This window comes from Bacillus cereus group sp. MYBK5-2 (genome assembly GCF_051915685.1).
GTDB lineage: Bacteria > Bacillota > Bacilli > Bacillales > Bacillaceae_G > Bacillus_A > Bacillus_A cereus.
In genome coordinates this window covers 240903-256946 of the sequence record NZ_JBQAFE010000007.1, presented here as the reverse complement: position 1 = coordinate 256946, position 16044 = coordinate 240903, and the positions used below count along the sequence as shown (strand labels likewise).

Below are 16044 nucleotides of genomic sequence, written 5' to 3'. Positions count from 1 at the left end.
GGAGCAACAGGAGCAACGGGTGTAACAGGAGCAACGGGGGCAACAGGAGCAACAGGAGCAACGGGAGCAACGGGAATAACAGGAACAACGGGAGTAACGGGAGCAACAGGCCCAACGGGAGCAACAGGAGCAACGGGAATAACGGGTGTAACAGGAGCAACAGGAGCAACGGGAATAACGGGTGTAACAGGAGCGACAGGAGCAACAGGAGCAACAGGAGCAACAGGAGCAACGGGAGCAACGGGAATAACAGGAGCAACAGGAACAACGGGAGCAACGGGAGCAACAGGTCCTACTGGGGGGATTGGCCCTATAACAACAACTAATTTGTTATTTTACACTTTTTCAGATGGAGAGAAACTTATATATACAGATGCAGATGGCATAGCTCAATATGGTACAACAAATATACTTTCACCTAGTGAGGTTTCGTATATAAATTTGTTTATCAATGGAATTTTGCAACCACAACCATTCTATGAAGTTAGTACTGGTAAACTAACTTTATTGGATAACCAACCACCATCGCAAGGTTCTTCAATTATTTTACAATTTATTATTATTAATTAAAAAAGACAGATTCTTAATGAAAAGGAATCTGTCTTTTTTGTTCTGAATTACATTCGTTAACATTAAGTGACGATAAATTCAATTGTAATTGGAATTCCGCCGTCTAATGCATCCCCACCAGGAATTGTAATAGCACCAGTAGGACCAGTAGTAACACTGGAGTTCACGCTTGGTTGAAGAATACCGTTCACATATAAGTTGTAATACGTGAAAGTCGGAAAAGCGGTTGCAGTAGTACCCGCATCGTTTAAACAAGCTGTGGCAGCAATTGCAAAAGCTGCACCTGTACCTGTGCCGGCTCCTAGTGTGGATGTAAATCTTCTAGATGCCATAAATGGTTGAATGATAGGCAATTAATTTTCACTCCTTACAATATTTTATTAGAACGAAGTATAAAATAACTTGTCCACTATATTGTATGAGAGTTTTTTATAATAGAAACGGCTTCACCTTTATAAGGTGAGCCCAATTTTAGTAAGGAAATGTTCTTTATTTATATGAAAAAATGATGTTGTTACTTGCGGAATATATGTTAATCGTAAATTCGGTTTTTTGTATTCAAATTAAAATGTGTCTTTGAACCTAAGAGATAAACGTGGAAAAATAAAATAAACCCTTAAGTTTAGGTATTTAATCTAAGCAGTCAATTATTAAAAACATATAATTAATATGTGAGTCATGAACATAATTAAATGACGTTTTCAAGTTTGATTATCATTCATGTTTCCTATTTTAAGAGAAACATATAACTCAACTACTTTTTTCAATTGCATCTTTTATAGTACTTAGAATGGGAAAACACTCAACTATAAGAAAAGTAAGGAGGAAATAAATGAAACATAATGATTGTTTTGATCATAATAACTGCAATCCGATTGTTTTTTCAGCAGATTGTTGTAAAAATCCACAGTCAGTTCCTATTACCAGGGAACAATTAAGTCAATTAATTACTTTACTAAACTCATTAGTATCAGCTATTTCAGCATTTTTTGCAAATCCAAGTAATGCAAACAGATTAGTGTTACTCGATTTATTTAATCAATTTTTAATTTTCTTAAATTCCTTATTACCTTCCCCAGAAGTTAATTTTTTGAAACAATTAACTCAAAGTATTATAGTTTTATTACAATCTCCAGCACCTAATTTAGGACAATTGTCAACATTATTGCAACAATTTTATAGCGCTCTTGCACAATTCTTCTTCGCTTTAGATCTTATCCCTATATCTTGCAACTCAAATGTTGATTCTGCAACTTTACAACTTCTTTTTAATTTATTAATTCAATTAATCAATGCTACTCCAGGGGCGACAGGTCCAACAGGTCCAACAGGTCCAACGGGCCCAGCAGGAACCGGAGCAGGTCCAACGGGAGCAACAGGAGCAACAGGTCCAACAGGCCCAACAGGAGCGACAGGTCCAGCAGGTACTGGTGGCGCAACAGGTTTAACAGGAGCAACAGGCCCAACGGGAGCAACAGGCCCAACGGGAGCAACAGGTTTAACTGGTGCAACAGGCTTAACAGGAGCAACGGGAGCAACAGGTCCAACAGGAGCAACAGGTCCAACGGGAGCAACAGGTCCAACTGGTGCAACGGGCTTAACAGGAGCAACTGGTGCAGCTGGTGGCGGAGCTATTATTCCATTTGCTTCAGGTACAACACCATCTGCGTTAGTTAACGCGTTAGTAGCTAATACAGGAACTCTTCTTGGATTTGGATTTAGTCAGCCTGGTGTAGCATTAACAGGTGGAACTAGTATCACATTAGCATTAGGTGTAGGTGATTATGCATTTGTAGCACCACGTGCAGGAACTATCACGTCATTAGCAGGTTTCTTTAGTGCAACAGCTGCATTAGCTCCAATATCACCTGTTCAAGTGCAAATACAAATATTAACTGCACCTGCAGCAAGCAATACGTTTACAGTACAAGGCGCGCCTCTTTTATTAACACCAGCATTTGCCGCAATAGCGATTGGTTCTACAGCATCAGGAATCATTGCTGAAGCTATTCCAGTAGCGGCTGGAGATAAAATACTACTGTATGTTTCATTAACAGCAGCAAGTCCAATAGCTGCAGTTGCTGGATTTGTAAGTGCAGGTATTAATATCGTTTAATTTGTTACAATGTTTAGTAGGAAATTAAACAGGGGTTTGTATATAGTCCTTCCTAATAAATTTAGGAAGGACTATATTTTTTGAGGAAATAAGTAATAAATCAATTGAACAATTACTCTTTATTAAGTTCGTATAAAAAAGTATAATTTACCCTTTCTCATTTAAGGCATAAGTTATGTAACTTTAAAAATTTCCGATCAGCAAAAAAAGATGAATTCTTTTAAAAAGAATTCATCCATAAAATAAACTATTTATTTTTATTACAGTTACATCCTTTTTTCTTTACATAGCCTTGCTCGGCTAAGTCTCTTTGCGATTGGGAATTGGAAGATTGAGAATTGGAAGATTGAGAGGATGCTGAAGAGCTACTATTTTTATTATAAGAGTAGTTTTTTCGATAGTTATAATTACTCATAGTACTATCACCTCCAATTTAATATATAAATATTATATGTATGTACACTATCAATTGTTACTATTATTAATAGGAAGAGAAGATACAATAAAAAAATCTCCTTGGTATTTTCCTAGGAGATAAATGATGATTCTTTTGAAAATTTACAAATTAATAGCCCCAGTAAAGAGGAAAGCAATAAGAATCTTGGTGATACGGATTCTGTTGTTGAGCGAGGGGCTGGGTTGGATAATTTTTCATTTCACGGTTTTGATTGCAGTTTGCCGGAGGACCAATTACAGTAGTTGATTGAATAGGGGAAACCGCTTGTTTCCATTGTTGTTCATTGAGACAGTAAGTATGGGCCATCATATGAGCCGGAGTTAACCTTAAAATGTCAGAACCGAAAATAACTTCTGGAGTTGGAGCATTGAAAATAGCTAATAAATGAGTATTATCTGCTGTAGCAATTTCATAATGCCACCACGCTTGTGGAATGTTGGCAACTTGCCCGGGTTTTATCGGTAAGTTTAATATTTGATTCGTAAATGGATTAAGTAAAGAAACAACAGCAGACCCTGAAATACAATAAACAAGTTCAGCTGCATTTTGATGAATATGTGGTTCTACAACATTTCCTGTACTTAAATAAATATCTAATAATGAAGTATTTTCTAAAGTATTTAATTGTTTAATACCAAGTACATTTATATAATTTTGGGCATCTTTCCGAAAAAAATTACTTTTATTTACATCATAAGTAAAATTGGTTGAGGGGGAGGTATAGTCGATGTTTGCAGTCAATTATATTACCCGCCTTTCTATAGGGAAGTTAGGTTACAAAATTAGGATATGTGTCTAGTCTTTGTTTTGTGCTGTTGTCGGTAGCTTAATAAATTCACTTATTCCATAAAGAATAAGGTGTTAAGACTAAACTATATTCGTATTCCCATTCATACTTTGGATTGATGGAAAAAAGTAATGAAAATGTTAATTTAAAATTACATCAATCATTTATAAGGAGTGAATGTTTATGTCATTTAGTGAAATGATTAGAAATGAAGTACTTAGCTGGGCGGGTGTTTCTGAAAAACCGCATCGATTTGGTGGTATTGAAATAAATTATGGCAAGAAAGAACTTGGCCATCTTCATGGTGATAAATTAGCTGATTTACCATTTCCGAAGTTAAAGCGAGATGAATTAGTGAAGCAAGGCTTGGTAAAACCACATCACGTATTACCTGAATCAGGATGGATCAGTTATTATTTAAAGAGTGAAGAGGATATTCCATTTGCAATTGAGTTATTTCGTATGCAATATGACCGAATTAAAAAGTAATGAAATATAGTAGGGTAATAAAAATTTATTTTTATGTCACATCCCTCCTTAATCGTTCGTCTTGTATGTAGAACGATTAAGGAGGGATTTTATTATGAAGAAATTTGATGTAGCAATTGTTGGCGGTGGGCTTGCTGGATTAACAGCATCTATATATTTAGCGAAAGCTGGAAGGAAAGTGATTGTATTAGAAAAGTCCAGTCAATTCGGTGGCCGAGGGATGACTACAAATAAAAATGGAATCTGCATGAATCTTGGTGCACATGCTTTATATAGAGGCGGGGCAGCGTTTATAACTTTTAATGAGCTCGGTATGACTCTTCCAGGTGGAATACCATCTACAAAAGCACATGGAATATGGAAAGGGGATATATTCACCATCCCAACAGATTTTCGCTCAATTTTATCAACACCACTACTTTCTTGGTCTGCAAAAGTACAATTCTCACGTCTTATGATTCGTTTAGGAAATTTAGATGTAGGAGAAGTTCCGAAAATGAGTCTAACTACATGGGCAGAAAATGAAATAAAAGATCCAATGGTTCGCAATATATTTTATGCGCTATGCCGGACAACAACATATACGTTTGCTCCTACAATACAATTAGCATCATCTGTACTAAAGCAAATACAGCTTTCTATAAAAGAAGGAGTGCTGTATGTAGATGGTGGTTGGGAGACGATAATAACAAAATTAAGAGCTATAGCGAATGATATCGGGGTGCAGTTTTTGGCTAAAAAGCATGTTGTGGAAATTGAGCATTCCGAAGGTAAACAAAGAATACATTGTGTTGATGATGAGGTTTTTGAAGTAGGTACAGTCATCGTGACGACTCCGCCGAAAGAGGCTTGTAAAATAATAAAAGGTGCAGAAGGAACAAGTTTGCATAAATGGAGTGAACAATCGGTACCGGTTACTGTTGGTGCATTAGATATTGGCTTGAGACAATTACCCAATCCTACACATCAATTTGTATTAGGATTAGATCAACCTATATTTTTCACAAATCAATCGAGAGCAGCTAAATTAAGTGAAGACGGATCAATTGCAGTGAGTCTAATTAAGTACCATAATCCTGTGCTAGAGATGAATCATATTTATGAAGATAAAGAACAGTTGGAAAGTACGATGGAGTTGTTACATCCAAATTGGAAAAGAGAAGTTGTTGCACAGCAATATTTACCGAAAATAACAGTAGTACATGATTTTCCTCATATTGACCGTGTTGAAAAGCCGGGTCCTAATATACCTGAAATGCCAGGTGTTTATGTTGCAGGAGATTGGGCAGGGCATGATGAAATATTAGCTGATGCTGCGGTAGCAAGCGGGAAACGTGCAGCGTTACACATTTTAAAGCAATATGAAAGTGAGGCAGTTCATCATGGAAACGGAGCAGTTATATGAAGCGTATCAACCATTATTATTTTCGTTATCATACAGAATCCTTGGGAGTGTTATGGATGCTGAGGATATCGTTCAGGATGTATTTATCTCGCTAAATAATATAGAAGATCCACAATCTATAGAAAATATGAAAGCATATTTATGTAAGATGGCGACAAATCGTTCAATTGATAAATTACGATCGGCAGCGCATAAACGTAACGTGTATGTAGGGATGTGGTTACCAGAGCCACTTGTAGAAGAGAGTGATGAGCCATCAAAGTCATTTATAATGAAAGAATCCCTTTCCACCGCATATTTATTACTTTTACAACAACTATCTGAGGTAGAAAGGATTGTTTTCATATTAAGAGAGGTTTTCAGTTATGAATACGAAGAAATAGCTTCAATTGTTGATAAGAGTAGTGTGAACTGCAGGAAGATCTTTCAACGTGCACGAAAAAGCATGTTGGAGAAACCGAAGCAATCAAAATTAAGCACGGAGAAAATGGCTTCTTATGTTGAAAAGTTTGTAGCATCATTACAGTGTGGGGATACGGAAGGTATGTTGGAAGTATTAAAAACAGATGCTATACTCAAAGCTGATGGTGGCGGTAAAGTTACGACTGCGATCAGTCCGATTTATTCTGCAGATCGAATTATACGTTTGTTCTTTGGGATTGCACAACGATTGACAGAAGAGTACACTGTTGATTTCAAAATGGTAAATGGTATACCAGGAGTTATAGTTACAATAAATAATAAAGTAACGTATGTTCTTTCGTTTGCATTTGAGGATGAGAAGATTTCAAATATTTATATGATGGTTAATCCTGAAAAACTTATGCATTTAAATGTAAAAATATAAAAAAGCGCATTTCTTCAGAAATGCGTTTTTTATTATTTTTCTAACATTTCAAGAGGTACATCTTTTTCGCCAGCCACCTCAAATTTAATTTCCCCGTCTTCTTCATAAATACGTGTAATAATCGGTATAGTAATCATTAATTTTTTATGCTGCTTTCGTTTTCGAGCAGCATCTAAGCTAATCACGTTCATTTGTAAGCATCCTTTCTTCTGGAAATATATAAACAAAGAAAATGCGTCCGAAAAGGGCGCTTAATTGAATTTGAAATACCGATTCATTTAAATGGGGTTTATATAATTTAATAACTGCAATTTTAATATGAAATAATATGAATGGAATAATTGCACGTAGAAATTAACTTTACCAAAAAACGAAACAATATGCTATAAAAAATTATAAATCTTTGTCATATAACAGGAAAAAGGTTTTTGTTTCGCATATAATAAAAAGTAGACGGGCAGCAAGAGCTTTTTCATCATATTGCTTGGAAAGGCGATGAAAAGAATGGATACAGTAGATTCATTATTATTGCAACTTGAACAATATGGAGAAGAGCATGATCGAAATAAAAAAACAAGGGAAGAAAAATTACGGAATGTTTCTCGTGAGATGGGGCAATTTTTATCAATTTTAGTAAAAGGGTGTAATGCAAAAAATATCTTAGAAATTGGAACTTCTAATGGTTATTCTACATTGTGGTTGGCTAATGCGGTAGAAGAAACAAATGGAAATGTAACAACTGTAGAGCTTTCTTCAGAACGAGTTGGAGAGGCACTTGTCAATTTTGAAAAGGCAAACCTGTTACAAAGAATTGATATTCATAATCAAGAAGCAGGGGCATTTTTAGATTCCCAATTAGATCATTCATTTGATTTTATTTTCCTAGATTCAGAGCGCACGCAATACATGTGGTGGTTTGAGCATATAAAACGTATGTTACAACCAAAAGGTTTTCTTGTTGTTGATAATGCAACTTCTCATGCAAGTGAATTAGATGAGTTTATAAAAATGATTGAAGAAGATGATACGTTTGAAACAGTGTTATTAGCGTTTCAAAAGGGAGCATTTGTAGCTCGCAAAAATAAATAGAAGTGAGTGTAATAGAATTATCACATTGAAAACGGGTGAATGTCAAAAGATTGAGTGTAGCACGATTAAAAGAACGTAAATTATTTAGGAAATATATGAAGAATCCGCCTTCAGCATGTAGTTCTCTAGGTCTTAAGTCTGAGGAAAATTATGTTGATTACAGGTATACTTATAGTAAGAAACAGGGAATGACTGCATAAACAGACATTTCTAAAAAAATCGATTTCAAGCAGTCAGAATATATATGAAATACGATATAATTGATGAAATATAGTGCATGTAAATTCGCACATATAAATAAAGGAGCGATTTTGTTGACTGAACTCGAGAAAAAAGAACCTGTATCCATTGTGAAAGATAATAATGTAGAAGTAGTAGTTGATACAGTTATAAAAGATGAAGAATTAGAGGAACTAAATAAAGAAGCTGATCTTTATGTACAAAAGTTAAATAGCGAGCAAAATACAGATTTATCAAAAGTATTGTCTCAGCTAGGAGATTTAGGAGATAAAGAGCAACAAGCAGCAGGACAAACGTTATCAGCTTTAAAACGCCCTGTAACAGCGATGATGAATGGAAAGAATGAAGAAATTCCAAATACATTGTTAGAATTACGAAAAGTGGTATCAGAGCTTGATCCCAATTCACTTAAAGCAAGTGGTATGAAGAAAATAATGTTTAAAGTATTCAAGAAAAATCCACTTGAAACATATGTGCATAAATACCAATCTATAGATAAACAAATCGAGGAAATTATTAGATCCCTTCTAATTGGCCGTGATAACTTACAAGAGGATACAGTTGGTCTTGAAATGTTAAAAGAACAATCGCACGATAAAATTCATGCGCTTGATAAACAAGTATACTTAGGGAAAAAGCTTGCTGGCATGCTTGAAGCTGAGAAACAAAACCCAGATCGTCAAAGGGATATTCCGTTAATTAACGATGCGTTAGAAAAGATACTTGTACGTACACGTAATATGCAGCAAGCGAAAAGTGTATTATTACAATCTATAGCTTCTGTAGACATCATTAAGAAAAATAACGAAAAGTTAACAGAGGCAATACGTAATGCAATTACGATGACGCAAAACGTTGTAACAGTTTCAGCTGCTATTCAGCTTGCATTAACGAATCAACGTAAAACAATTGATGCAGTAAATGCAACGAATGAAGCAATTGAATCGATGGTATTAAGTAATTCTCAAGCGTTAAAACAAAATACAGAAGAAACGACGAAATTGCTTGAAAACCCTGCTATTAGCATGGATAAATTACGTGAATCATTCCAAAATGTGTTCGCTGCAATTGAAGCATCTGAAAAATCGTCAGAACGTATTATCGAGTCAAGTAAGAAGTTCGTTATTGAACTAGACACATTTAATGATGAGATGAAGCAGAAACTCATTCAGCGTCCAAGGAAATAACGGATTATTAGAGGAGGTGAACAAATGAGTTTCATTCAAACAGTACTATTACTACTCGGTACATTGCTTTTAATAGCATTTACTGTTGTTGTTTTAGTCGTATATTTCGGACGGAAGCTGTATTTTTCATGGACGAAGCCATATAAAAGAGCGCAAGATTCTTTAGATAAGTTATCAAACAAATCAATACCGTTTCTACAAGAATTTACACAACATCCACTGTTTTATCGCTGGATTCGCACCGAAGGGAAGAAAGAACAAAATACATTAAATACTCTATTTTGTGCATCAGGTCAACGTACGAGAGAACAAGTCTTCTCGATGTTACCGAAAGAAAAGCAGAAAAAAGTGCATGTAATGGCAAAAACTACGAAAAAGCTTACGAATGAAGATATCGATGTAGCCACGATGAAAGTGAAAGATTTCTTAAGACAAGAAACACAGCAAACTGTAAAACCGACAGACTTATCATTTTACAAATTGTATTTTTATGACCGTTATCCAGACGCATTAAATACAATTCAAGCGTATAAACGCTCAATAAATCCTTCATTACAAAGAACGGTTGATGATATTACAATTTCAGTATTGAATGCACTTCCGTACTATCAAGAGCAACGCATGTTTGAACAACAACATAAACTTGAAACATTCTTAATGAAAGATTTAACGGCCATGTTATCGTTGGTAGTACAATTACCACCTTCACAAAGACCAGAGAAGGAAGAAGAACTGAAAATCTACTTGGAAAATTTCCAAAAAGAAATGGAAGTAGTAGAGCGAGATATTCGCGACTCAATTGATCACGATTTAAATGTGAAGATGAGAGCAGCGACTGAGAAGTTTAAGAATAAATAACAAAAAGCGCCTTAAAAGCTAAGTATCACGGCTTTAAGGCGCTTTTTTTATGAGGTTTTATTTTGCTCTAACGGTAGTATGACTAGAAGCCACACTTTCATTATGCAATCGATCAACTGCAGTTACGACATAGGTATACGTTTCTCCGGAAATAGCGGTTTTATCTACATAAATTTCTCCAAGTTTTGTTTTTCTTACAGTAGTAAGTAAATTTTTGGGATTTTGTATATCCACTTCATTTTTCCCATTCACGCGGTAAATAGCGTAATAAGCAGAATCATTATCTCTATTGTCAATGATACCGATTGCAATACCTTCATCTCTTGGAATGGCGCCTTTTAAAGTCGGTTGTTTTGGTGGATCATGATCAAGCCAAGGCATAGGCGGGATTAATGCAGGATGTTTATATATGTTTTTTGAAAGTCTATCTTTAACTCCGAGTGGATTGTTATTAATATCTTTTAAGCTAAAATGCATACTACCTTTTATATCAGGATATAGCCGGTTTAATGCAATTTGTTTTGGATATTCTTCTGGATCAGACCAAGCAGGGACGGAGTTATTATTAATTTTATAGGCCGCTTGACCAATGTATAGGTGAATCGGTTTGTTATTTGTTTCTTTAACCCACCAATCTACTAATATGTCATATGCAGCTGGGGTGAAACCTATATTCCAATATATTTGCGGTGTAATGTAGTCAATATATCCTTTTTGTATCCACTCACGTGTGTCAGCATAAAGGTCATCATAGTTTCTTTGGCCTGCGGTTGTGTTAGAGCCAGTGGGATCGTCAGCTATATTTCGCCATACGCCGAACGGACTAATACCAAACTTTACATATGATTTTTCTTGTTTTATAGCAGTATTTAAATCTTTTACAAGTTCATTTACATTGTTACGTCGCCAATCTTCTATATTTGTAAATCTACCATTATTATATGTTTCGTACGTTTTCTGATCTGGAAATTCTTCACCGGCTACTTTATATGGGTAAAAATAATCATCCATATGCAGCGCATCAATATCGTAATTTTGTACGATTTCTAAAGCGCCTTCTGTTATAAATTTTTTCACTTCCGGAATACCGGGATTGTAATATAACTTTCCGCCATAAGGGACAACCCAATCGGGATGTTGCCTTGCAGGGTGATTATTTGATAATCGATTTATATCGGTGTGATTCATCGTTATTCGGTATGGGTTAATCCAAGCGTGGAATTCTATATTTCTTTTATGAGTTTCTTCAATCATAAATGCGAGCGGGTCATAACCAGGATCTTTTCCTTGTGTTCCTGTAATGTATTCAGACCAAGGACCGTAATTTGAAGGATAGAAAGCATCAGCGGTTGGTTTAATTTGTACAACAACTGCATTCATACCAGTGCTTTTTACATCGTCTAATAATCTTATAAATTCTTGCTTCTGTTTTTCAATAGGTAATCCAGTTTTTGAGGGCCAATCAATATTCAGAACTGATGCGATCCATACAGCACGTAATTCATGTTTTTTGTACGTAGTATTTACTTCAGCATAAGTAGAGTGAGGGGGAATGAAAGAGAAAGGGATGAACAAGATAACGATACAACATATCATTAATAAACGTTTAACGATCATTTATAAGCCTCCCTATCATATGATTATTTAAAATAATATCTGAGGCGAGGTTGACCTTGCAATAGAGAAAATTGCATATTGAAACATTAATTTAATAGGAAAAATATTTTTAATGAAATTTACTTTCATTATAACTAAATTCATTTACTACTTCATATGCTTGTTAGTAAAGTGAAACTTCCTTTCATTTGAAGGGTAATAAATTATAAGTATAGGAGGATTAATAAATGAAAGTTTTGTTCGTCTGTTCTGGAGGAATGTCCAGTGCAATTGTTGTAAACGCTTTAAAAAAAGAAGCGGAGAAAAATGGTGTGAACATGGAAGTGCATGCAATTGGAACGAATGAGGTAGAGGAAGAAGTAAAGAATGGCTGGGATGTCGTAATGGTGGCACCTCAAATAAGACACCGATTTGACTCTGTAAAAAAATTTGCAGAGGAGGAATCTATTCCGTGTGGCATCATACCGCCGCAAGCATACACACCGCTTGGCGGCCCGACTTTATTAAAAACTGTAAATGAATTAATCAGTTAGGGGGAAACGTTATGAATAAGTTTGTCACGTTTCTTGATAAAAACTTATCTGGACCGATGGCAAGGCTTTCTGAGCAGAGACATTTACAAGCAATCCGTGATGGAGTTATTTCGGCGTTACCATTTATTATAGTAGGAAGCTTCTTTTTAATAGTAGCATTTCCACCACTGCCGAAAGATAGTTTTATATCAGTTTGGGCATTAAAGAATCAAACAAGTATATTGATACCATATCGTTTAACCATGTTTATTATGTCCTTATATATCGCATTTGGAATAGGATATAATTTAGCGAAAAGTTATAAATTAGATGCTTTATCAGGAGCACAGCTCGCGGTATGTTCACTACTTTTAACATTAACGCCTGAGTTAATTGATAAAAAAGGATTCATGCTTCCGATGACAAATCTCGGAGGTCATGGATTATTTGTGACGATGATTGTTTCTATTTTATCCGTAGAGATTTTAAGGTTTTGTAAGAAGAAAAATGTAATGATTAAAATGCCAGAACAAGTACCGCCATCTGTATCGCGTTCATTTGAAGCACTTATACCTGCAGCATTCGTTATTATTATAATGAGTCTAGTAACTGTCGTTTTTAGCATTGATTTACACCATGTTGTTGATAAATTAGCAGCACCATTAGTAAAAGCTGGGGATAGTTACTTCGGTGTAATGATTCCAGTGTTTTTAATTACGTTTTTTTGGTCATTCGGAATCCATGGTGTGTCGGTTGTTGGAACTGTTGCTCGGCCATTATGGGAAGTATACCTAGGGAAAAATGGTGAAGCAGTTGCTAGTGGAGCAGATCAGTTGCCATTTATTTCACCAGAGCCGTTATATCAATGGTTTATATGGATTGGCGGTTCTGGTGCGACGTTAGGGCTTGTATTAGCTATGATTGTATTTGGTCGATCGAAATATTCGAAAGCATTATCAAGAACTTGTATTGTTCCGGGTATTTTTAATATTAATGAACCAGTCATATTCGGATTACCGATTGTACTAAATCCAATTTTAATTATCCCATTTATCATTACACCACTTGTAACAGCAACTGTTGCATATTCAGCAACTGCGATGGGATTTGTAACACCAACGCATATTATGCCGCCATGGACACTACCTGCTCCAATTGGTGCATATTTAGCAACAGGTGGAGATTGGCGTGCGATTGTATTAGTTTTTATAAATATAGCAATATCGTTCCTTATTTATTTACCATTCTTTAAAATGTACGACAAAAATATGCTTGAAATTGAAAAAAATGGTGACGGGGAATCTGTTAATCCTTAATCTGCACGCTGTTATTTTGAGTGATAGACTTTTTGTCTATCACTTCTTTCACATTAAAACTAGAAAGGGGGAAATAGAATGAATATAAAATTTAGTTATAAAGGCGTATTTTTATTATTATTTGGAGTGATTTGTGCAAATTTACTTTTTGTCCCTTTATTAGGCATGCTAAATCTATCACAAATGCATAGTATCTGGCTTGTTACAAGTATTGCGGCAAGCGTTTTGCTTACGGTAGTTGTTTCTTTCATTGATGGATCGTTTGCATCGAAAGCTCAGTTGTTTTTTAGATTTATATTGTTTTCGATTGGTTGTACGTTCGTTACTTACATGATTGTTTTTTAGTAAATAGGAGGTCATGCACGTTATGTATATTGCAGGGGTAATGTCTGGTACTTCATTAGATGGAATAGATGTAGCGCTCGTTCATATAGAAGGAAGTGGTGTAGATTCTAAAATCCAACTCATCCATTTTACTACTGTTCCATTTTGTAATGATATGAAAAATGAGATCCAACAAGCGTTATCAATTGAAACTTCGAATGTCCAACTTATATGTAGTTTAAATTTTAAACTTGGTTTATGCTTCGCCAATGCTGTAAAGGAAGTTTGTAAAGAGGCCAATTTTCCTTTGAGACAATTAGATTTAATAGGCTCTCACGGACAAACGATTTATCATCAGCCAAAGCAAGAAGGGAATATTATTTCTTCAACATTGCAAATTGGGGAACCAGCAGTAATAGCATATGAAACGAACACGACGGTTATCTCGAATTTCCGAACGATGGACATGGCGGCAGGGGGACAAGGTGCACCGCTTGTACCATATTCAGAGATTATTTTATATCGGCATCAAACTAAAAATAGACTACTACAAAATATTGGTGGGATTGGTAATGTTACAGTGGTTCCAAGTAAACGAAGTAAAGAGAGTGTTATTGCTTTCGATACTGGACCAGGCAACATGGTAATCGATGAAGTATGTCAAAGATTATTTCATGTACCATATGATCAAAATGGTTGGATTGCAAAGCAGGGGGTAGTTGTAGATGAAATTTTAACATACTGTATGAACCATCCATTTTTGAACATGAAACCACCAAAAACAACAGGTAGAGAACAGTTTGGAGAAGCGTTTGTGACTGAATTATTGAATCGATTTAAAAAGCATAGTAAAGAAAATATATTGGCAACTGTCACGATGTTTACAGCATGTTCAATTGTTCATCATTATAAGGCGTTTATTTTGCCGTATTATGAAATTGATGAGGTGATTTTAGGTGGTGGTGGAAGTTATAATAATACACTTGTTGAAATGTTACGGAATGGATTAAGAGAAGAGAAATGTAGCATATGTATACAAGAAGATATTGGTCATTCTTCAGCAGCGAAAGAAGCAATTGCATTTGCTATTTTAGCAAACGAAACGTATCATCGTAATCCGAGTAATGTGCCGAGCGCAACAGGTGCTAAGAATTCCGTAATTTTAGGGAATATAACATTCCCTCCATACGCAGATGAAAATGAGGCGAACATATGAAGTATATGATTGGAGTAGATGGCGGGGGAACGAAGACCGAGGCAATTGCATTTGATAAAGACGGAAATGAACTTGTAAGAGCTACCAGTGGTTTTGGAAACATATTAATAGATTTTGAAGAAGCTCTTGTGCATATTATGGAAGCAATTAATCAATGCCAGAAGAGTTTAATAAATGGGCATTGCGTTTGTGTTTGTTTAGGATTAGCTGGTATAAGCGGAGCGAATACAAATGAATTAACATTACGTTTAAAAAAGAAATACGGAACAAAAATTGAAATTTTTAATGATGCAATGATCGCACATGCAGCTGCTTTAAAAGGTAAGGATGGAATATTAACTATAGGTGGTACAGGTGCAATTTGTATAGGAATGAAAGGAGAAGTATATCAGTATAGCGGTGGATGGGGACATATTTTAGGAGATGAGGGGAGCGGATATTGGATTGCATTACAAGCTTTAAAGAAAATGGCAATTCAGTTCGATCAAGGAATCAGTCTTTGTCCATTGAGTTTGAATATTCAAAGGCAGTTTCAACTTTTGACACCGTCTCATATAAAAAGCTTAGTATATACTTCTTCTAAAGATAAAATTGCAGCAATCGCCCCATTAGTTATTCAGGAAGCGAGAGATGGCAATGATGATGCGCATGAAATTATGATGCAAGCTGGAAAGGAATTAGCAAGGATTACAGTAAATGTTTATAACAAGTTGAACTTTAAGCACTCAACGCCAATTGCAGCAAGTGGCAGTATATTGCGTTTAGTTCCTGAAATATTTGCTGTATTTAAGAAATGCTGTGAAGAAAGTATGAAAGAAATTACATTCGTATCACAAGCAGAAATGGCAGTGAAAGGAACATATTATTTAATGAGGGATATATATTTTTAAAAATAGGTATGAGAATTTTTGTATGATTTGTAAAAATATGATGTTAAAATGTATAAAGGGATGTATGTTAAAAACGTACAATATACGTAGTAATTGAATATTGTATATGTATTCCCATGTAGAA

General features: G+C 35.3%; 17 protein-coding genes. 13 read left to right on the top strand and 4 right to left on the bottom strand.

Going from position 1 to position 16044, the window contains the following annotated elements; genetic code table 11:
• Positions 1–570 (top strand): DUF4183 domain-containing protein (locus ACTFP3_RS22675; protein WP_440011333.1); only part of this gene is annotated, 570 nt, incomplete at its 5' end.
• 62 nt (positions 571–632) lie between these two features.
• On the opposite strand, the gene ACTFP3_RS22670 is transcribed toward ACTFP3_RS22675, so the two are convergent.
• Positions 633–923, bottom strand: a complete 291-nt coding sequence (locus tag ACTFP3_RS22670; protein ID WP_001121647.1) for a DUF4183 domain-containing protein — start codon at positions 921–923, stop codon at positions 633–635.
• A gap of 479 nt (positions 924–1402) precedes the next feature.
• Here ACTFP3_RS22670 and exsJ point away from each other — a divergent pair, with 479 nt between their 5' ends.
• Complete coding sequence (gene exsJ, locus ACTFP3_RS22665; protein ID WP_440011331.1) at positions 1403–2686, top strand: exosporium protein ExsJ; 1284 nt, start codon at positions 1403–1405, stop codon at positions 2684–2686.
• A gap of 565 nt (positions 2687–3251) precedes the next feature.
• Here exsJ and ACTFP3_RS22660 read toward each other — a convergent pair.
• Positions 3252–3884, bottom strand: a complete 633-nt coding sequence (locus tag ACTFP3_RS22660) for a cupin domain-containing protein (protein ID WP_049107819.1) — start codon at positions 3882–3884, stop codon at positions 3252–3254.
• 229 nt (positions 3885–4113) lie between these two features.
• On the opposite strand from ACTFP3_RS22660, the gene ACTFP3_RS22655 reads away from it, so the two are divergent.
• The 3 genes from ACTFP3_RS22655 (at position 4114) to ACTFP3_RS22645 (ending at position 6671) form a co-directional block, all read left to right on the top strand.
• Positions 4114–4419: a luciferase domain-containing protein gene (locus tag ACTFP3_RS22655; RefSeq protein WP_000010319.1), complete on the top strand. Its 306-nt coding sequence runs from the start codon at positions 4114–4116 to the stop codon at positions 4417–4419.
• A gap of 94 nt (positions 4420–4513) precedes the next feature.
• Positions 4514–5824, top strand: a complete 1311-nt coding sequence (locus ACTFP3_RS22650) for a phytoene desaturase family protein (RefSeq protein WP_440011329.1) — start codon at positions 4514–4516, stop codon at positions 5822–5824.
• Complete coding sequence (locus ACTFP3_RS22645) at positions 5802–6671, top strand: sigma-70 family RNA polymerase sigma factor (RefSeq protein ID WP_368936724.1); 870 nt, start codon at positions 5802–5804, stop codon at positions 6669–6671. Before ACTFP3_RS22650 ends, ACTFP3_RS22645 begins: the two co-directional genes overlap by 23 nt.
• Before the next feature lie 32 nt (positions 6672–6703).
• Here the strand turns inward: ACTFP3_RS22645 and ACTFP3_RS22640 are convergent, their stop codons facing one another.
• Positions 6704–6862, bottom strand: a complete 159-nt coding sequence (locus tag ACTFP3_RS22640) for a hypothetical protein (protein ID WP_001100984.1) — start codon at positions 6860–6862, stop codon at positions 6704–6706.
• A gap of 304 nt (positions 6863–7166) precedes the next feature.
• On the opposite strand from ACTFP3_RS22640, the gene ACTFP3_RS22635 reads away from it, so the two are divergent.
• From ACTFP3_RS22635 to ACTFP3_RS22625, 3 genes are all read left to right on the top strand, one after another.
• Positions 7167–7760 carry an O-methyltransferase gene (locus ACTFP3_RS22635; RefSeq protein ID WP_002094007.1) on the top strand — a complete coding sequence of 198 codons (594 nt, stop codon included), beginning with the start codon at positions 7167–7169 and terminating at the stop codon, positions 7758–7760.
• A gap of 314 nt (positions 7761–8074) precedes the next feature.
• Entirely contained in the window at positions 8075–9187 is a 1113-nt protein-coding gene (locus ACTFP3_RS22630) for a toxic anion resistance protein (protein WP_140159256.1), read from the top strand.
• 24 nt (positions 9188–9211) lie between these two features.
• Positions 9212–10045 carry a DUF3974 domain-containing protein gene (locus ACTFP3_RS22625; protein ID WP_006921711.1) on the top strand — a complete coding sequence of 278 codons (834 nt, stop codon included), beginning with the start codon at positions 9212–9214 and terminating at the stop codon, positions 10043–10045.
• Positions 10046–10102: 57 nt separating this feature from the next.
• On the opposite strand, the gene ACTFP3_RS22620 is transcribed toward ACTFP3_RS22625, so the two are convergent.
• On the bottom strand, positions 10103–11662 hold the full coding sequence (locus ACTFP3_RS22620) for a glycoside hydrolase family 10 protein (protein WP_434714324.1): 1560 nt from the start codon (positions 11660–11662) through the stop codon (positions 10103–10105).
• A 227-nt stretch (positions 11663–11889) separates the two neighbouring features.
• On the opposite strand from ACTFP3_RS22620, the gene ACTFP3_RS22615 reads away from it, so the two are divergent.
• From ACTFP3_RS22615 to ACTFP3_RS22595, 5 genes are all read left to right on the top strand, one after another.
• Positions 11890–12195, top strand: a complete 306-nt coding sequence (locus ACTFP3_RS22615; RefSeq protein WP_000865907.1) for a PTS sugar transporter subunit IIB — start codon at positions 11890–11892, stop codon at positions 12193–12195.
• Between the two features lie 11 nt (positions 12196–12206).
• Complete coding sequence (locus ACTFP3_RS22610) at positions 12207–13490, top strand: PTS sugar transporter subunit IIC (RefSeq protein ID WP_001032280.1); 1284 nt, start codon at positions 12207–12209, stop codon at positions 13488–13490.
• A 78-nt stretch (positions 13491–13568) separates the two neighbouring features.
• Positions 13569–13835, top strand: coding sequence for a hypothetical protein (locus ACTFP3_RS22605; RefSeq protein WP_001021963.1), 267 nt, complete (start codon positions 13569–13571; stop codon positions 13833–13835).
• A 22-nt stretch (positions 13836–13857) separates the two neighbouring features.
• Complete coding sequence (anmK, locus tag ACTFP3_RS22600; protein WP_149215759.1) at positions 13858–15030, top strand: anhydro-N-acetylmuramic acid kinase AnmK; 1173 nt, start codon at positions 13858–13860, stop codon at positions 15028–15030.
• The gene (locus tag ACTFP3_RS22595) at positions 15027–15920 is read left to right on the top strand and encodes a BadF/BadG/BcrA/BcrD ATPase family protein (protein WP_016122502.1); all 894 of its coding nucleotides are present in this window, start codon (positions 15027–15029) and stop codon (positions 15918–15920) included. Before anmK ends, ACTFP3_RS22595 begins: the two co-directional genes overlap by 4 nt.
• Positions 15921–16044 lie beyond the last annotated feature (124 nt).